Consider the following 17,858-nt stretch of genomic DNA (forward strand, 5'->3'; position numbering starts at 1 on the left):
GCGGAAGGGGTCCCCTGTTGACGTCGCACGTCAACAGGGGACCCCTCGACAGGTGCCGTGATCAGTGGGCGCCAGCGCCGGTGAGGGCGCGCACCTCCAGCTCCGCGTACTTGTCCTCGTCGTGCTCCTTGGAGATGACAGTGCCGATCCACCCGCAGAGGAAACCGAACGGGATGGAGAGGATGCCCGGGTTGGACAGCGGGAACCACTGCCAGTCGTGGTCCGGGAACATCGAGGTCGCCGCACCGGAGACCACCGGCGAGAAGAACACCAGCAGCACGGCCGAGAGCAGCCCGCCGTAGATCGCCCACACCGCGCCGGAGGTGTTGAACCGCCGCCAGAAGAGGCTGTAGAGGATCGCCGGCAGGTTGCCCGAGGCGGCGACCGCGAAGGCCAACGCCACCAGGAACGCCACGTTGAGGTTCTGCGCGTAGATCGACAGGGCGATCGACACCGCGCCGATACCCAGGGCGGAGATCCGGGCGACCCGCACCTCCTGCCGCTCCGACGCCTCACCCTTCTTCAGCACGTTCGCGTAGAAGTCGTGCGCCAGGCTGGACGACGAGGCCAGCGTCAACCCGGCGACCACCGCGAGGATGGTGGCGAAGGCGACCGCTGCGATGATCGCCAGCAGGGCTGCCCCACCCAGTTCACCGCCGAAGAAGTCGATGCCGAGCGCTTCGGCCAACTGCGGCGCGGCGGTGTTGCCGGCCTTGTCCTGTGCCGTGATCGCCTGGCTGCCCACCAGCGCCGCCGCACCGAAGCCGAGCGCCAGGGTGAGCAGGTAGAAGGTGCCGATGATGCCGATCGCCCAGAGCACGCTCTTGCGGGCCGCCTTCGCGGTCGGCACCGTGTAGAAGCGGATCAGGATGTGCGGCAGACCGGCGGTGCCGAGCACCAGGGCGATGCCCAGGGACAGCAGATCCACCTTGTTGTAGAAGGTCTGTGTCGAGTTGCCGGCGACCTCGACGCCGTACCGGAGCCCGGGTTCGAGGAACGCGCTGCCCTTGCCGGAGGCGGCGGCCGCCTGGCCGAGTAGCTCCGACAGGTTGAAGTTGAACTTCGCCAGCACCAGGATGGTCATCAACAGCGCACCGCCCATGAGCAGGAACGCCTTGACGATCTGCACGTAGGTGGTGCCCTTCATGCCACCCACGGTCACGTAGATGATCATCAGCGTGCCGACCATGATGATGGTGGCCACCTTCGCGGTGTCCGCGTCCATGCCGAGGAAGGTCGTCCCCGGCCGGATGCCGAGCAGCAGCGCGACCAGCGCGCCGGCGCCGACCATCTGGGCGAGCAGGTAGAAGATCGACACCGTGATGGTGGAGACCGCCGCCGCCGTACGCACCGGACGCTGACGCATCCGGAAGGCCAGCACGTCCGCCATCGTGTACCGGCCCGAGTTCCGCAGCAGCTCCGCGACCAGCAGCAGGGCCACCAGCCAGGCGACCAGGAAGCCGATCGAGTAGAGGAAGCCGTCGTAGCCGTACAACGCGATGATGCCGGCGATGCCGAGGAACGAAGCGGCCGACATGTAGTCGCCGCCGATCGCCATGCCGTTCTGGAAGCCGGAGAAGGACCGGCCGCCCGCGTAGAAGTCGGTCGCCGTCTTGGTCTGCCGGCTGGCCCAGATGGTGATGCCCAGGGTCACCGCGACGAAGACCAGGAAGAGCGTGATGGTCAGGTTGCGGGCGGTGTGATCGCCCGCCTCAGCCGCGAGGAACGTCTCAACCGCGAGGACCTTGCTCATGGGTCACCTCCCCGATCTCGGCGCGGATCCGGTCCGCGATGGGGTCGATCTTCCGGTCCGCGTACCGGGAGTAGAGCCAGGCGATCAGGAACGTGGAGACGAACTGGAGCAGGCCGAAGACCAGTGCGACGTTGATGTTGCTGCCGAACAGCTTCGTGCCCATGAAGTCCCGGGCGTACGCGGAGAGAATGACGTAGAGCGCATACCACAGGAAGAACGCGACGGTCATTGGGAAGACGAAGCCGCGCAGCGCACGCCGCAGCCCGGCGAACTCGTCCGACCGTTGTACGGCCAGGTACTTGTCCGACTGGGAAGCAGCCGGAGCGGGTGTGTCCGTGGACATCTGTGGATCACCACCTTCACAGGCGTCAGAGGAGTTTCGCGCACCGTAAAGAGCGCACTCCCCGGCAGGGAAGGCTGAGATCGACGCCGGTCGGCGAGTGCGCCGAGCGGTTGCCTGGCTGCGCCAAGTGACTCAGGTCACTGCGGTGATCGGTCGCCCCTGGCGAGGCGCCCGTTCAGGCCGGCAGCTCGTGGTAACGACCGCGGTAGTGCAGCAGCGGGGTGGCCACCTCGGCCAGGTCGACCGCCTCGATCGTGGCCTCGACCAGCAGTCCCCAGCCGTACTCCCGGGCGGTGTCCAGCCGGCACCCGGCCCAGCCGCCGGCGTCCGCCGGAACCGGCCCGTACGGCGTCTCGTTCCACGCGCCGGTCGCGAAGAGCCCGCCCGGGGCGGGGAAGAGGCCGGCGAACCGGTCGGCGAGTTGCCGGTGTGGCGGGCCGAGCGGCGTGACGGCGAACCGACCCGACTCCTCGACGGCCGCCCAGAGGTCGGACTCCGGGTCGATCAGCCCGAGCAGCCGGTCCGGTTCCCCCTCGGCCACCAGGGTGGACGAGACGGTCAGCCCGGCCGGACCGGGCGCCGTCCAGAGGGTCACCGGTGCGGCGAGGCGACCACGCAGCCGGCGTACCGGCGACCGTTGCCCGGTCGGCACCGCGAACGGATCGGTGTGGTGGATCTCGGCACCCGGCTCATGATTCACGTGAAACATTGTGCCGCCCCTGGCCCTCGCCCAACCAAGGAAGCGCTCGTGCAGGTCGGCGGGCCGCCCGTTGAGCCGGGCGAGCTGGTCGCCGGCCTCCGCCATGAGGGCACCGAGGTAGACCAGTAGCCCCACCCGGTCGTCCCGGTACTCGGCGAGCAGTGCCAGCCGCGCCGGCTGGCACGGCCAGAGCGTGCCACAGCCACGGCACCGCCAGAGCGGCCGCATCGGCAGGTGCGGGCGGCTCACCGTGGCTCTCCGGCCGTCCGGGTCAGTGAACTGACCCGGCTGCGGCGCACTCCGATCGGCGGAAGGCGATGCCCGAATGGCCGTGATGCCTCTGAGTCATATTGATGCCTCTCAGTCATCATGCTCGCGGTGACACGCCGGTCCCTGGCGCGATGCGCCGGCAGGGCCACCGTCGGCCCGTGCGCCCACGCCGGTGGTCGATTCGGCAGGCCCGCCGACCGCTCCGATCCGGTCGCGCCCGGCACGGCCGCCGGTGCCACAACCTTCTTCCGGTACGACCAACGTGCCCCGTTCCGGCCCCGGATGAATCCGAACATGGCTGATCTCCTCCCGGTCGACGAGGGCCGCCCCGATCGGGGGGATGACCGGGGCGGCCCGAACGCAGGACCCAGTCGCCGGGACGTCGCCTCCACCGGCCGGGCCGCGTGCTCTCCACCCTGGACGGAAAGGCGCAGACAGGGGAGGATGCCAGGGCTTACTACACAGCGCGATCACGTACTTACCGGAGAGGTAAGGATGAACGTCGAGATGTGGGTACGGGCGTTGAAGGCCGCCCGAGCCGGTGCCGAGGTGTCCCAGGAGACTCTGGCCACGCTGACCAAGTGGAGCCCATCCACCGTGGCCGCCATCGAGACCGGCCGGCGTCGGCCCACAATGGAATTCGCGGTCGCCGCCGACCAGGCCCTGGCAACCGGCGGCCTCCTCGCCGAACTGTTGCGGGCTGCCGATCGGCAGCGGCTGCCGACGTGGTTCGTTCCATGGCGCAACCATGAGGAGCAGGCGATCAGGCTCTGTGAATTCGAACCGTGCCTGATTCCGGGCCTCCTGCAAACCGAGGACTATGCCCGCGCAGTCATTTCCGCTGGCGGCCTGAATCCCACCAAGTTGGTGGACGAGCTGGTCACGGTCCGGATGGAACGGCAGCAGTTGTGGCAGCGGGCAGAGTCGCCGCAATGCGTCTTCGTCCTGGACGAGACAGCTCTACGCCGCCCGGTCGGCGGGCCTGCGGTATTGGACGCTCAGCTCGGTCGGCTGATGGAACTCGCCGTCATGTCGAGCGTCAGGCTGCACGTCGTGCCGCTCGATGCCGGAGCCCACGTCGGATTGACCGGCGGCTTTCTGCTCGCTGAGATGCCCGACGGGGAACGGGTCACCTATGTCGAGGACGTTGCTCGTGGACACGTCATCGACGACCCGGACGTCGTCCGTCTGATTGGTCGGAAATGGGATAGCCTGCTCGGCGAAGCGCTTTCCACAAGCGCCTCGCTGGATCTGATCCGGAAGCTGAAGGTGACGCCATGACCGTTGCTCAACCCCGCTGGCGGACGTCGACCAAATCCGGCGACACTGGCGGCGCCTGCGTCGAGGTGGCGGACAACGTGCCCGATGTCATCCTGGTCCGGGACAGCAAGGACCGCTCGGGCCCCGTCCTCACCTTCGCCCCGGCCGCCTGGCGCGGCTTCGTGGCCGACGCCGCCCAGGCCCCTGGCCGACGCGTCGGCTAGCGGCGCGGTGTGACCGTGGCCAGCAGCTCCGGTTGACGTCGGTCCAGCACGTCACCGGCCAGGTACGCGCCGAGCAGCGCCGCGCCCAGCCCGTACGCGGCGCCGACCGGCAGGGCCAGCCAGAGCCACACGTCACCGAGCAGCGCGGCGGCCACCACCATCGGCACCGCGGCGACCGCCGAGGCGAGCATGGCCAGCAGGGTGAGCAGCCCCTTCGTCAGGCCCGCACCGCTGTTCATCGCGAACGGGTTGCTCGTCTCCGGCAGCGAGTACGCCCCGAGCACCGAGACCAGGCTGTTCACCGCCAGCCCGGCGCCGTAGGTGGCGACCAGGCTGCCGATCGTGAGCCCGATCCACCCCGGGTGACCGATCAGCACCGACAGCACCACCCCGACGACCGCCAGCATCGGCAGCACGTACAGCGAGAAGGCCGTCATCCGGGCCCGCAGCTCGACCCGGCCGGACACCCCGGCCACCACGTTCGCGGCGTACGCGCTGCCGTCGAAGCCGAACTGGTTGGCCAGCGTGACGGCGGCGAGCACGCCCACGAAGAGCATGGAGATGGTGACCAGCACCGGTGAGCTGTCGTTGGCAGCCGTCGTGAACCCCTCCTCGCCCATGGCCGCGAAGTCCCCGCCGGTAACGTTGATCATCACCGGCACGAAGATGCCGACCACCGCGATCGTGATCAGGTTGGCCCGGCGGCGCGCGTCCCGCCACCAGTACCGGGCCTCCCGGGCGACCAGGGCACCGAACTGGTCCCGGCGGGCCCAGCCGGCGACCCGGGGAAACAGTTGGGCGACCGCGCCACCGGCAACTCCGCGTCGCACCGGAGCCTTACCGGCGCTCGCCGCACCCACCATCGCCGACTCGAGCGACCGGGACCACCAGGCCAGCAGGGCGCCCAGCGCCGCCACCGTGATCAGCAACTTGACCGGTGCCGCCCACACCCGCCCCTGGGCCACGTCGATGCCGGCGGTCCACGGGGCGCCCAACGGCGTCCAACCGATCACGGTCGCCACGCCGGCCAGCCGGTCCCAGTCCGCCTCGCGCAGCGCGGCGAGGCCGAAGATCTGCAACGGGCCGAGCAGCGCGGCCGTCACCGCCAGCAGCACGGCCGCCAGGTCGCGGACCCGTCGGGACCGCAACATGGTGGCGAAGGCGCTGGTCACCGCCCGGCTGGCGGCCACGCAGAGCAGCAACCCGGCAAGCACACCGACGGCGGAGACCAACCCCGCCGACCAGCCACCCAACGACCAGGCGGTCAGCACCAGCCCGGACGACGCGATGAGCACCGCCAGCACCGGCACGCTGATCAGGGCCGCCACGAACAGGCCGGTCACCAACGTGCGCCGGGGCAGCGGCAGCAGCGCGAACCGGGCCGGGTCGAGTGTCTCGTCCACACCGAAGAAGACCAGTGGCAGCAGCAGCCAACCGAGTACCAACAGCCCGCCACCCGCCGCCGCGACCAGCACCGCGTACTCGCCGTTGCCGGTCAGGCCCGGCGCGGCGAAGAGGAAGAAACCGCTGGCGGCGAACCAGAGCCCGAGCAACGCGCCGCCGATGAACAGGGCGATCCGCCAGCCCTGGCCTCGAAAGTTGTTGCCCATCACCCGCAGCTTGAGCCGCACGAAGTGGCGAGCGGAGACCGAGCGTACGGGGGCGGCGGGGGTGGCGTCCGCGCTCACCGGGAGAGCCACGACAACTCCTCGCCGGTCGCGGTGCGCCCGCCGACCACCTCGACGAAGACCTGCTCCAGGGAGCGACCGCCACGGACCTCGTCGATCGTCCCGACCCGCTTGATGACCCCCTGGGCCAGGATCGCCACGTGCGAGCAGAGCCGCTCGACGACCTCCATCACATGACTGGAGAACACCACGGTGCCGCCACCGGCCGCATATCGGGTGAGGATGTCCCGGATCAGCGCGGCAGAGACCGGGTCGACCGCCTCGAACGGCTCGTCCAACACCAGCACCCGAGGGCCGTGCAGCAGCGCGCAGGCCAGGCCGATCTTCTTCTTCATGCCCGCCGAGTAGTCCACCACCAGGGTCCGACCGGCGTCGCCGAGCGCCAGCACGTCCAGCAGCTCGGCGGCCCGCTGGTCGACCACCGCCGGGTCCATCCCGCGCAACAACCCGTTGTACGCCAGCAGCTCCGCCCCGGTCAGCCGGTCGAACAACCGGACCCCGTCGGGCATCACGCCGAGCAGCCGCTTCGCGGTGACCGGGTCCTGCCAGACGTCGTGCCCGAGCACCCAGGCCGAGCCGGCGTCCGGTCGCAACAGCCCGACCGCCATCGACAGGGTGGTCGTCTTGCCGGCGCCGTTCGGGCCGAGCAGGCCGTAGAAGGAACCGGCGGGGACGTCCAGGTCGACGCCGGCCACCGCGATCGTGCCGTCGAACCGCTTGGCCAGGCCACGCAGTGCGAGCGCGGGGTGCTCAACAGTCATGCGCCGACGCTATCCGCCCACCGCCAGTTACGCCGTCCGGCACCAGACGGACCAGGTATCCCCCTGGAGTCGTACCTCCCCGCGATCTTGCACTTTCTGCACCGACACAAGGTGCATAAACCCTTATATCGACAACCGAAAGTGCAAGATCGGCGCCGGTTTTGGCGCAAGATCGGCGCGGCCTTGCGCTCACTGCATGCGGAGGGCTTCCGGGGTGTGTAGGCGGAGCATGGTGGCGGCGATGTCGGCCGGGGCCCGCCTACGGGTCGCCATCGACACGGCGACCATCACGGTGAAGGCCAACGGCACCGTCCAGGCGGCCGGCTGCGCGATGAGCGTGGCCCGCCAGCCGGACAGCGGTGGGCCGAGCACGGTGACCAGCACCGCGCCGATCGCCGCGCCGCCGCCGGCCACCACGCCGGCGGTGGCGCCCACGTCGGTCAGCCCACGCCACCAGATGCCGAGCACCAGCAGCGGGCAGAAGCTCGACGCGGCGACCGCGAAGGCCAGCCCGACGACCTGCGAGACGTCCAGCCCGGAGACGTGCAGCGACAGCACCGCGGGCACACCACCGGCGATGACGGTGGCCAGCCGGAACCCGCGTACCGAGCCCCGGCCGAGCACGTCCGTCGAGATCACCCCGGCGACGCTGGTCAGCAGGCCGGACGAGGTGGAGAGGAACGCCGCGAAGGCCCCCGCGGCGACCAGCGCGGCGAGGAGCCGCCCGGCCAGGCCGTCGCCCAGGGCCGCTTCGGGTAGCAGCACCACCACCGCGTCGGTCTGGCCGCTGAGCAGCAACTGCGGGGTGTAGATGCGGCCGAGGACCCCGTACAGGGTGGGCAGCAGGTAGAACGCGCCGACCAACGCCAGCACGACCAGGGTGGTCCGGCGGGCCGCCGCGCCGTCCGGATTGGTGTAGAAGCGCACCAGCACGTGCGGCAGGCCCATGGTGCCCAGGAAGGTGGCCAGGATCAGCGAGTACGTGGCGAACAGGCCCCGGTCGTCGTCACCGGCGGCGCTGGGCAGCAACCAGTCGTTGGCATCGGTGGCCACCCCGGACACGTCCGGCACCGGATCACCGGCGGCGAAGGTCAACTCGTCGCCGGGGCGTACCTCTCGGATGTCACCGTCGGGCAGGGTGAGGGTCGCGCGGTGCTCGACCACGACGGTGGTCGCGGCCCGGAACGTCGGCCCGTCGGGCGGGGTCACCGCCGGGCGGCCGTCGGCCTGCCACTGCAGGGCCAGGAAGATCACGGGTACGGCGAGAGCGGTCAGCTTGAGCCAGTACTGGAACGCCTGCACGAAGGTGATGGCGCGCATGCCGCCCAGCGCCACGTTCGCGGTGACCACGGCCGCCACCAGCAGGGCCCCGAGGGGGTACGGGGAGCCGGCGACCGTGGCCAGGGTCAGCCCGGCGCCCTGGAGCTGCGGCACCAGGTACAACCAACCGATGAAGATCACGAAGGCGGTGGCCAGGATGCGGAGTCGACGCGACCCCAGCCGCAGCTCACAGAAGTCGGGCAGTGTGAACGCCCCGGAGCGGCGCAGCGGCGCGGCCACGAAGAGCAGCAGGGCCAGGTAGCCGGCGGCGAACCCGACCGGGTACCAGAGCACGTCCACGCCGTACTTGAGGACCAGCCCCGCGATGCCGAGGAAGCTCGCCGCCGACAGGTACTCCCCGCCGATGGCGGCGGCGTTCCAGGTCGGGCTGATCGCCCTGGACGCCACCAGGAAGTCGGACGTGGTCCGGGCCAACCGCAGCCCGTAGAAGCCGATCCCGACGGTGACCAGGGTGACCGCGACGATGGCCGGGACCACGAAGTCGTTGCCCACTCAGCGCTCCGGCCGTTGCACCAGGTCGGTGAAGTCCTGCTCGTTGCGCTCGGCCAGCCGCACGTACGCCCAGCCCACGCCGATCAGGAACGGGAAGGAGGCCACCCCGAGCAGCAGCCACGGCAGGTTGACGCCGCCGACGGTGGTCCGGCCGAGCGAGGGCGCGATCGCGAACAGCCAGGGCAGCCCGCCCAACCCGATGGCCACCACCAGGGACAGCCGCAACGCCAGCGCGAGTTGGGCCCGGACCAGGCCGCGGACCAGCGCCTCGCCGACCTGGGTCTGCTGGGCCAGCTCGGCGCGGGTCCGCTCGGCGCGGGTGTCCTGCCTGGTGATCTCGGCAAGCACGATCCGGGACCGCCGGGGCGGCGGTACCGCACCGCTCGACCCCACGTCGGGGAGTTGCTTGGACACCCCGGCAGTCTCGCCCGCCGTACGCGATTGTCAAGCGTTCACGCTCACCAGCGTCCCAGTTCGAGGCAGTAGGTAAGGGTGCCGCTCAGCGGAATCGTGTCGAGTTCCGCTCGGGCCCGCAGCCGGCCGAGGTTCGTCGCCCAGAGGCCGTCCCGGGGCTGCTCGGCGGCGATCTGCGTCAGTGCGCAGATGCGCATCGGATCGGGCAGTCGGGCCAACGCGGGTACCGCATCGGCGGACAACCCGGACACGTAGTCGACGTCCAACCGGCCGGTCTCCAGATACCTGTCGACGTTCCGGTCGGCGATCAACCGGTCGGGATTGACAAGCGCCAACCCGAGCAGCGCCAGCACTGCCGTGCCGATCACCAACCGGGGCAGCCACTCGGCCCGCAGCCGCACCACGGCGACCCCGACCAGGAAGAAGAGCAGCCCGAGCCACAGCTCCATGGTCGCCACGACAAGCCGCAGCCGGGTCGCCCCGTACGCGTCGGCGTAGACCTGCATCCGGTAGAGCGCCGAGGCGACGATCACCAGACTGAGCGCGGTGAGCGTGCCGAGCAGTACGCGGACCAGCAGCCGGTCCGCGCGGGTGGCCTTCGGCGCCCGGCGGGCGGCGACCGCGATCACCAGCAGGGTGAGTGCGGTGACGGCGAGCAGTTGCCAGAACCCGCCACGGGCGTACTGGGCGTAGGTGAGCCCGGCCGTACGCAGCACGTGCCCCGCGCCGCCGAACAACACCGTCAGCTGGACCAGCACGAACGCGGCGAACAGGGCGTCGAGCAATACCAGCGGGAGGGTCCACTCCAGTCGGTGGACCGGTCGTGACGGCCTCGGTCGCAGACCCTCCAGGTCGGGTGGGCGGGTGACCAGGTACGCGCCGCCGAGCAGACCACCGCCGATCACCACCAGGCGGAACGTCCAGCCGATCACACCGGGTAGCGAGATGTCGGGCAGCAGGCCGGTGACCAGTTCGGCGAAGACCGCGTCGGCGGAGGAGAAGAGCAGCCCGAACAGCGTCAGCAGGACGGCGGAGATGGTCAGGCTGGTGAGGATCCGTCCGAAGCCGACCCCGGACCCTGCCGGGCGGGTGTCGCGTACTCCGCGTACCGCCCACGGGAGCGCCCGAACCGTCGCGGCGGGCGGCAGCGTCACGGCGACCAGCATGCCGAGCGGGCTTCGCCCGCCGGTCACCGCGAGAGTCCCGGTCACCGCCGCCGCGAGCAGGCAGAGAGCGAAGAGCCAGCCGGCTGCCCGGACCGTGCCGACGGCGACCAACGCGACCGTCGCGGCGGCCCAGAGGGCCTGTTCCGCCCGCCCCGGTGCCCCCGTGGCACCGGGACGGGCGGTGACCGCCTGGACGGTCGGCTCGGGCGCGGCGGTCGGATCCGCCTGGACAGTCCGCTCCGGCGCGGCGGTTGGTCCCGGCGGAGCCGTCGGTGCCGCCGCGCCAGTCGGTGTGATGGCGCTCGCCGTCGGGGACGGCCTCCCGGAACGGACGACGCCGGCGGTGCCGAGGGCAGCGGTGACGGCCAGCGCTGCCACCAGCCAGCCGAGGCCGGGACGAACCGTCGTCAGGATCGACGCCCCGATGACCGCCGCAGCCGTCAGCGCCCCCAGCACGAGCGGACGGGCAGGTCCGGACGGCCCCGGCCAGCGGCGCTGGATCAGCGACGGGGGCCTGGGCGGGGCGGGTGCGACAGGCCACGCCTGAGGTCGGCCGGCGACCGGTGTGGCAGCCGGGCCGGGGCCGACGACCGGGGAGACCTGCGGTCCGGTCGGCCCGTTGGCCGGGAGTGGGGTGCTGCCAGGGCTGGTCATGCGGCCTCTTCTCGGTGTGGCCCGTCGCACGGGATGGTGACCTGGATGCGGCAGCCGGGCCGGTCGCCCCGGTGTGGTCCGCTCGGATCGAGGACACCGATCCGACCGCCGTGCAGTTCGACGACCCACCGGGCGATGGCCAGGCCGAGCCCGGTTCCGCCTCCGACCGACCGGTCGCCTCGGGTGAACCGCTCGAACACCCGGGAACGCTCGGCCGGCGGAATGCCCTGGCCCTCGTCGCTCACCTCGAAGCGGAGCTGGTCCCCGGCTTTCTCGGCGCTCACCCGCACCGTGCCGCCCGGTGGGCTGTGTCGCGCCGCGTTGTCGAGCAGGTTCGCGAAGACCTGGTGCATCCGCCACGGGTCCGCGTGAACCGTCAGCGGTGCCGGCAGGTCACGGAGCTGGAAGCGCACGTCCAGACCGGCGCCGGACGCGCTGGCCGTGGCGTGCTCCACCGCCTCGTCGAGGAAGTCCCCCACATCCATGCGTACGCGCCGCAGCGGCACCACCCCGGCGTCGAGTCGGGACAGGTCGAGCAGGTCGGCGACGAGGTGCCCGAGCCGTTCGGTCTGGGCCAACGCCGAACGCAGCGCCGCGGGTTCGGGGTCGGCGACCCCGTCCACCATGTTCTCCAGCACGCCCTGCAACGCGGTGATCGGCGTACGCAGCTCGTGCGAGACGTTGGCGATCAGCTCGCGTCGACGCTGGTCGGCGGCGTGCAGATCCTCGGCCATCTTGTTGAACGCCTGGGCCAGCTCGCCGACCTCGTCGCGGGAGGTGGCGCGTACCCGTCGGGTGTAGTCGCCGCGGGCCATCGCCCCGGCGGCCGCCGTCATCTCGCGCAGCGGCGAAGTCATCCCGTGGGCGAGCACCTGCGAGGTCACCAGCGCGATGCAGATGCTGGTAACCGCCGTGCCGGGCGGGAGCCAACCGATGCCGTACCAGAAGTAACCGATGGCCACGGCCCAGGACGCGACCAGCAGGACGCCGAGTTTCATCTTGATCGAGCGGACGGGATCCAGTGGACGCGGTAGCACCCGTTCCAGCCAGTTGAACGCGCGGTCGATCATGCGGGCATCTCCAGGGCGTACCCGACGCCGTGGACGGTCCGGATCAGGTCGGCGCCGAGCTTGCGGCGCAGAGCCTTGATGTGGCTGTCCACGGTGCGGGTGCCGCTCCCGTCGACCCATCCCCAGACGTCGGCGAGCAGCCGTTCCCGGGGGAGCACCGTGCGGGGTCGTCCCGCGAGGTGGACCAGCAGGTCGAACTCGGTAGGGGTGAGGTGCACGTCCGCGCCGGCCCGGCGGACGCGTCGCTCGGCCTGGTTGATCTCGATGTCGCCGAGGCGGATGGCCGGCGGCGCGGGAGTGGCGGCGGCCCGCTCCATCCGACGCAGCAGGACATGCACCCGGGCGGTGAGTTCCCGCATCGAGAACGGCTTGGTGAGGTAGTCGTCCGCGCCGACCGCCAGCCCCACGAGCAGATCGGTCTCGTCGTCGCGGGCGGTGAGCATCAGCACCGGCACCGGTCGGTCGGCCTGGATCCGGCGGCACACCTCCAGGCCGTCGAAGCCCGGCAGCATCACGTCGAGGACGACGAGATCCGGCTGTCCGGCGTGGAACTGCGCGACCGCGCTGGGCCCGTCCGCCGCGATCTCCACAGTGAAACCCTCGGCCCGTAGTCGGGCGGCGATGGACTCGGCGATGGTCCGTTCGTCCTCGACCACCAGTACCCGGCGTTCGTTCATGGGTCCTGACTGTAGGGAGCGGCCGTGGAGATCAGTGGTTTGCGTTGTGAATAACCTGTGGAGAACCGCTCACGGCTGTGGATAACTCGGGGATCATGCCGGCTGGCGTGTGGGAACTCCGGAGGCTCGTTGTGGACAACCGACTGAGCTGTCAGGGTGATCCGGTAGAGAGGAGGTGTGACGGTGACCAACCCTGCCCGGCCCGGCTGGGGCGATGCCTGGACGGTGGACGACCTCCAGAGCCTCCCCGAGGACGACCAGGTCTACGAGATCTTCGACGGGAGCCTGGTCGTGTCCCCCCATGCGGACGTCTTCCACGGCGCGGTCGCCAACCGCCTCCGCCGGATCCTCGACCGCCAGGCCCCCGCCGCTGTGCTCGTCGGTCAGGACATCGGGGTGAGTGCGAAACGCTCGTCGTACTTCGTGCCCGATTTCTTCGTCACCGGTGAGAGCGCACTGGACAGCGGCGGCGCACCGAGCAGCCGTTCCCCCTCGCCCTGCCGCTGGCCGACATCTTCTGACCCCAGGGCTTGATCCAGTCGAGGTGCTGAAAGTCGGGCCATCCGGGCCGGTGGGATGGCCCGACTTTCCGGAACCCTCGGCGTCCGACGGTCACTCCAGGCCGATGCGCTCCGGCCGGGCCGAGGCGGAGCCGAGCCAGGTGTGCGGGTTGCCGTACCAGCACCAGCCCAGCTTGGGTGCGCCCTGGCTGATCCACAGCGCCGGCACCCGCTTGTCGCCGCAGCGGGAGCCGACCAGCGAGAAGCACCGGTTGCTCGCCAACGCGGCCGGGTGCAGCGTGATGAAGGCGAGCCCTTCGTCGATGCTGAGCGGCAGTCGACCCTGGGCGGTGATCCCCTCCATGGCCGTGGCGGGTGCCAGGTTGCGGTACTCCTCGCCCCGGTCGACGTCGAAGAGCAGGTACGCCGGCCCGGCCGGCACCTCCAGTTCCTTGATCGGGTCGAAGCGGGGCAGGTCGTCCTCGGCGTAGTTCCGGTCGATGACGCCGGGCTTGCTCTTGCCGGCCAGGGTGGTCAGCTCCACCCGTTCCGGCACACCGATCAGGTCCCGGGTGATGACCAGCAGGAACGGCACCCGGGCGTCGGTGGGGGCGGGCAGCCCGGCGGTGCCCTCGACCGCGCTGGCCCGCAGTGGCGCGACCAGGTCGCGGAAGGCGCTCTTGGTCAGCCCGGCGAGGGCGGGGTAGCCGAGCTGCACCAGTCGGTCGAGTTGGCTGTCGAACTCGGATTGGGCGTCGAACGGGGTCTCGGTCACGGCAGGCCTCCCGGGAGTCGTACGGACTAGCGTACAACGTACGGTAGGGCTGCTTCCATTCCCGGCTCAGCGACTCCAATCCTGCTTCGCGGCCCTGACCAGCTTGTCCTTCAGCTCCCGGGTGTGCCGCCGGCTCACCGGCAGCTCGGTCGAGTCGATCACCACCACGTAGCCGGAGTTGACCAACCGCAACTCCGCGATCAACTTCAACTGCACCAGGTACGACCGGTGCACCCGCACGAAGCCGGCATCGGCCCAGCGTTCCGCGAGCGTGGCCAGCGAGACCCGCACCAGGTGCGACCCCTCAGCGGTGTGCAACCGGGCGTAGTCACCCTGCGCCTCCACCCAGCGCACCGCCGAGCGGGGCAGCATCCGGGTGGTGCCGGCCAGCTCGATGGGGATGGTCGGGTCCTCCTCCGCGCGGGCCAGCGCCGCCGGGTGCGACGGCACCACCCGTGAGCCGATCACCCGGCGCAGTGACTCGGCCAGCCGATCGGCGCGTACCGGTTTCCGCACGTAGTCGGTGGCGCCCAGATCGAAGGCGTCCACCGCGCCGTCGTCGTACGCGGTGACGAACACGATCGCCGGTGGCCGGGCGAACCGGCGCAGCACCCGGGCCAGCTCCATCCCGTCCAGGCCGGGCATCCGGATGTCCAGGAAGACCACGTCCACGTCACCGTCGCGCAGCAACCGCAGCGCCTCGGTGGCATCCCCGGCCGTGTGCAGGCGGGCTACCCGGGGGTCGGCCCGCAGGTGGTACGCCAGCTCGTCGAGCGCGGGCGGCTCGTCGTCCACGGCGAGGACGCGCAGGAAACCGGTCGCGTTCACCGCCCCCGTCCCGGTCCGCTCGCTCACGACCCTGCCCGTACGCCCGGGTGGAACTTCGGCACCCGCATGCTCACCTTCGTGCCCGAGCCCAACCCGGTCTCCACGACCAGGCCGAACCGGTCCCCGAAGACCGAGCGCAACCGCTCGTCGACGTTGGAGAGGCCGACGTGCTGGCCCGTGTCGTCACCGGGGTCGCCGGTGCCGTGGGCCAGCTCGGCGATGCCGGCGGTCAGCGTGGTCGGATCCATTCCCACTCCGTCGTCCTCCACCGTGATGTGGCATTCGGCTCCCGCGTCCCGGGCCTCGATGCTCACCATGCCCGTGCCCGGCTTGCGGGACAACCCGTGGCGAACCGCGTTCTCCACCAGCGGCTGGAGGCAGAGGAACGGCAGCGTCACCGGCAGCACCTCCGGGGCGATCTGCAACCGCACCTGCAACCGGTCGCCGAACCGGGCCCGCTCGATGGTCAGGTAGCGGTCGATCGACCGCAGCTCCTCGGCCAGCGTGGTGAACTCCCCGTGCGCCCGGAACGAGTACCGGGTGAACTCCGCGAACTCCAGGATCAGCTCCCGGGCCCGCTCCGGGTCGGTGCGCACGAACGAGCCGATCGCGGTCAGCGCGTTGTAGATGAAGTGCGGGCTGATCTGCGCCCGCAACGCCCGGATCTCGGCGCGGGCCAGCCGCTCCCGCGACGAGTCCAGCTCGGCCAGGGCGAGCTGGTTGCCGGCCCAGTGCGCCGTCTCCAGGGTGGCCTGCACCAACCCCGGAGGCGGCGGGCTGTCGGCGACCGCCACCAGCGCGCCCACCACCCGGCCGTCCGCCCCCAGCAACGGTGCGACCACCGCCCCGCGGACCGGGCAGTCGACCCGGTCACAGTGCAGTTCCTGCTCACCCAGCACTGTCGAGCGACCGCTGTCGACCGTCCGCTGGGCCGCCGCGAGCAGTTGCTCTCCGTGGTGCGTGCCGCGCCCGTCGAGGGCCAGCAGCCGGTCGGCGTCGGTGAGCGCCAGCCCGACCGCGCCCACCAGCGCCCGCAGATGCCGTACGGCCTTCGCCGCGCCCGCCTCGCTCAACCCCGCTCGTAGCGGCTCGGCAGCCAGGCCGGCGGTGTGCAGCACCTCGTAGGTGGCCCGCTGGGTGGCGGTGGCGATGCCACGGCGGGCTCGCAGCCGCAGCACCGCCAGCAGGGCTGCGGTCAGCGCGGTGACGAGTGAGACGACGCCGACCACGGCGGAGAGGTTGGCAGCCACGCAGCGATCCTCGCCCCTGCGAGCCGGCGCGCCAACCCTCTAGTACGCGCCCTTGCGGGCGAGCACCACCCCGACGGTGCGCCACAGGATGCTCAGGTCGTACGCGAGCGACCAGTTGTCGACGTAGTAGAGGTCCAGTCGGACCGACTCGTCCCAGGACAGGTCGGAGCGGCCGGAGACCTGCCACAGCCCGGTCATGCCGGGGCGGACCAGCAGTCGGCGGCGTACGTCACCCAGGAAGTCACCGTCGTCGGCCGGCAGCGGGCGGGGCCCGACCAGCGACATCTCGCCCCACAGCACGTTGATCAGCTGCGGCAGCTCGTCCAGCGACGTGGCCCGCAGGAAGCGACCGACCGGGAAGACACGGGGGTCCTCCTTCATCTTGAACAGCATGCCGTCGGTCTCGTTCCGATCGACCAGGCTGGCCAGCCGGTCCTCGGCGTTGACGTACATGGTCCGGAACTTCCACACCCGGAACGTGCGTCCCTCGTGCCCCACCCGGGGCTGGCGGAAGAAGACCGGCCCGGGGTCGGAGATCCGGATCGCCACGGCGATGGCCAGGAAGAGCGGGACCAGCAGCAGCAGGCCGAGACCGGCGGCGACCCGGTCCATCAGGTTCTTGGCCAGCAGCGCCGGCCCGGAGAGGGTCGGCTCCTCGACGTGCAGCAGCGGCAGACCCTCGATCGGCCGAATGTGCACCCGGGGGCCGGCGATGTCGGTGAGCTGCGGAGCGACCACCAGGTCGACGCCGGAGCCCTCCAGTTGCCAGGCCAGCCGGCGCAACTCACCCGGCTCCGCGCTGGCCGACCCGCAGACGGCGATCGTGTCCCCACCGACCTCACGGACCAGGGCCAGGACGTCGCGTCCGGCGTGCACCGGAACCGGGGTCGGCATGCCCCGGGCAGCCGCGTACCCGTCGGTGATGTGGATGGCGACGGGCATCAGCCCGGCGGCCGGGCTGCGGGTGACCGCCGCGTAGACCTCCAGGCACTCGGGCAGGGTGCCGACCAGCACCATCCGGTGCGCGGCCTGGCCGGCCCGCCGGCGGATGTAGTGCAACGCCCACCGGGCGACAAAACGACCCCACAGGATCAACAGCGTCGCGCCGACCAGCGCCGTGCCCACGGTGAACCGGGAGAGCTGGGTCACGGTGGAGAAGGCGAGGAACGAGACACTCGCGGCCACCGTCACCGAGGCGCGGATCACCCGCTTGAACTCGTCCGGGCCGAGCCCCAGGTAGCGCCGGTCGTACGCCCGGTTGCTCCAGAGGATGATCACCCAGCCGAGCGGGAGCAGCAGGTAGGAGACGGTGTGGAACCACGTCGGGTCCTGCTGGGTGCCGGAGAACCCGGAGGCAGCCTGGTCGAAGAGCTGGATCGCGATCCAGCTGGCGAACGCCGCCGCGCCGAAGTCGAGCAGCAGCAGGATCGCGATGTAGGGGCGGTGCCAGCGGGAGACACGGCGTCGCGCCCTGGTCCATGCCGACCGAGGTACGCCGTTGTGGGACGGCGGCGTCGGCGGCTGGATCTCGAAGCTGTCGACGTGCCGCACGAGTCTGCTCCGGCCTTCGTTGGTTACCGGGCGCTGGAGGCTTGCCGTCACCTCACCCATGTCCTCCCGCATGACACGGGCCGCTCACTCGGCGTGAAGGCCCGGGTCGCCCACCGTCCCAGTCTCCCACGCGGCCTCCGA

At 71.1% G+C, this 17,858-nt stretch carries 17 protein-coding genes; 3 read left to right on the plus strand and 14 right to left on the minus strand.

Annotated features, from left to right (window positions below):
• Positions 1–61 precede the first annotated feature (61 nt).
• The 3 genes from ACFYP0_RS26635 to ACFYP0_RS26645 all read right to left on the minus strand — a co-directional run bounded on the left by ACFYP0_RS26635 (position 62) and on the right by ACFYP0_RS26645 (position 3,024).
• On the minus strand, positions 62–1,753 hold the full coding sequence (locus ACFYP0_RS26635; protein WP_124853906.1) for a solute symporter family protein: 1,692 nt from the start codon (positions 1,751–1,753) through the stop codon (positions 62–64).
• Positions 1,731–2,096, minus strand: coding sequence for a DUF485 domain-containing protein (locus ACFYP0_RS26640; RefSeq protein ID WP_124853905.1), 366 nt, complete (start codon positions 2,094–2,096; stop codon positions 1,731–1,733). Before ACFYP0_RS26640 ends, ACFYP0_RS26635 begins: the two co-directional genes overlap by 23 nt.
• Before the next feature lie 175 nt (positions 2,097–2,271).
• Positions 2,272–3,024 carry a flavin reductase family protein gene (locus ACFYP0_RS26645; protein ID WP_355495698.1) on the minus strand — a complete coding sequence of 251 codons (753 nt, stop codon included), beginning with the start codon at positions 3,022–3,024 and terminating at the stop codon, positions 2,272–2,274.
• A gap of 537 nt (positions 3,025–3,561) precedes the next feature.
• Here ACFYP0_RS26645 and ACFYP0_RS26650 point away from each other — a divergent pair.
• A complete protein-coding gene (locus ACFYP0_RS26650; protein WP_356975470.1) occupies positions 3,562–4,347 on the plus strand; it encodes a helix-turn-helix domain-containing protein in 786 nt (261 codons plus the stop codon).
• Positions 4,344–4,550 carry a DUF397 domain-containing protein gene (locus tag ACFYP0_RS26655; protein WP_355495587.1) on the plus strand — a complete coding sequence of 69 codons (207 nt, stop codon included), beginning with the start codon at positions 4,344–4,346 and terminating at the stop codon, positions 4,548–4,550. Before ACFYP0_RS26650 ends, ACFYP0_RS26655 begins: the two co-directional genes overlap by 4 nt.
• Here the strand turns inward: ACFYP0_RS26655 and ACFYP0_RS26660 are convergent.
• From ACFYP0_RS26660 to ACFYP0_RS26690, 7 genes are all read right to left on the minus strand, one after another.
• Positions 4,547–6,250, minus strand: a complete 1,704-nt coding sequence (locus ACFYP0_RS26660; protein WP_386997962.1) for an ABC transporter permease — start codon at positions 6,248–6,250, stop codon at positions 4,547–4,549. The genes ACFYP0_RS26655 and ACFYP0_RS26660 overlap by 4 nt on opposite strands.
• A complete protein-coding gene (locus ACFYP0_RS26665) occupies positions 6,235–6,999 on the minus strand; it encodes an ABC transporter ATP-binding protein (protein WP_124853901.1) in 765 nt (254 codons plus the stop codon). Before ACFYP0_RS26665 ends, ACFYP0_RS26660 begins: the two co-directional genes overlap by 16 nt.
• A gap of 189 nt (positions 7,000–7,188) precedes the next feature.
• On the minus strand, positions 7,189–8,832 hold the full coding sequence (locus ACFYP0_RS26670) for a sodium/solute symporter (protein ID WP_386997965.1): 1,644 nt from the start codon (positions 8,830–8,832) through the stop codon (positions 7,189–7,191).
• Positions 8,833–9,246, minus strand: coding sequence for a hypothetical protein (locus ACFYP0_RS26675; RefSeq protein WP_244219204.1), 414 nt, complete (start codon positions 9,244–9,246; stop codon positions 8,833–8,835).
• A 44-nt stretch (positions 9,247–9,290) separates the two neighbouring features.
• A complete protein-coding gene (locus ACFYP0_RS26680) occupies positions 9,291–11,066 on the minus strand; it encodes a DUF4153 domain-containing protein (RefSeq protein WP_355495593.1) in 1,776 nt (591 codons plus the stop codon).
• A complete protein-coding gene (locus tag ACFYP0_RS26685) occupies positions 11,063–12,136 on the minus strand; it encodes a sensor histidine kinase (RefSeq protein ID WP_355495595.1) in 1,074 nt (357 codons plus the stop codon). Before ACFYP0_RS26685 ends, ACFYP0_RS26680 begins: the two co-directional genes overlap by 4 nt.
• A complete protein-coding gene (locus ACFYP0_RS26690; RefSeq protein ID WP_124861938.1) occupies positions 12,133–12,813 on the minus strand; it encodes a response regulator transcription factor in 681 nt (226 codons plus the stop codon). Before ACFYP0_RS26690 ends, ACFYP0_RS26685 begins: the two co-directional genes overlap by 4 nt.
• 183 nt (positions 12,814–12,996) lie before the next feature.
• Between ACFYP0_RS26690 and ACFYP0_RS26695 the strand changes: the two genes are divergently transcribed.
• Positions 12,997–13,347 (plus strand): Uma2 family endonuclease, encoded by a 351-nt coding sequence (locus ACFYP0_RS26695; RefSeq protein ID WP_356975461.1) that lies wholly within the window; start codon positions 12,997–12,999, stop codon positions 13,345–13,347.
• 78 nt (positions 13,348–13,425) lie between these two features.
• Here ACFYP0_RS26695 and ACFYP0_RS26700 read toward each other — a convergent pair whose 3' ends face one another.
• The 4 genes from ACFYP0_RS26700 to ACFYP0_RS26715 all read right to left on the minus strand — a co-directional run bounded on the left by ACFYP0_RS26700 (position 13,426) and on the right by ACFYP0_RS26715 (position 17,777).
• Complete coding sequence (locus tag ACFYP0_RS26700) at positions 13,426–14,088, minus strand: DUF5701 family protein (RefSeq protein ID WP_356975459.1); 663 nt, start codon at positions 14,086–14,088, stop codon at positions 13,426–13,428.
• Positions 14,089–14,154: 66 nt separating this feature from the next.
• The gene (locus ACFYP0_RS26705; protein ID WP_355005152.1) at positions 14,155–14,916 is read right to left on the minus strand and encodes a LytR/AlgR family response regulator transcription factor; all 762 of its coding nucleotides are present in this window, start codon (positions 14,914–14,916) and stop codon (positions 14,155–14,157) included.
• Positions 14,917–14,939: 23 nt separating this feature from the next.
• Positions 14,940–16,166 carry a sensor histidine kinase gene (locus ACFYP0_RS26710; protein ID WP_356975457.1) on the minus strand — a complete coding sequence of 409 codons (1,227 nt, stop codon included), beginning with the start codon at positions 16,164–16,166 and terminating at the stop codon, positions 14,940–14,942.
• Between the two features lie 39 nt (positions 16,167–16,205).
• Positions 16,206–17,777, minus strand: coding sequence for a sugar transferase (locus ACFYP0_RS26715; protein WP_355495703.1), 1,572 nt, complete (start codon positions 17,775–17,777; stop codon positions 16,206–16,208).
• Positions 17,778–17,858 lie beyond the last annotated feature (81 nt).

Origin of the sequence: Micromonospora arida (assembly GCF_042873195.1) — a bacterium.
GTDB classification, from domain to species: Bacteria; Actinomycetota; Actinomycetes; order Mycobacteriales; family Micromonosporaceae; genus Micromonospora; species Micromonospora arida.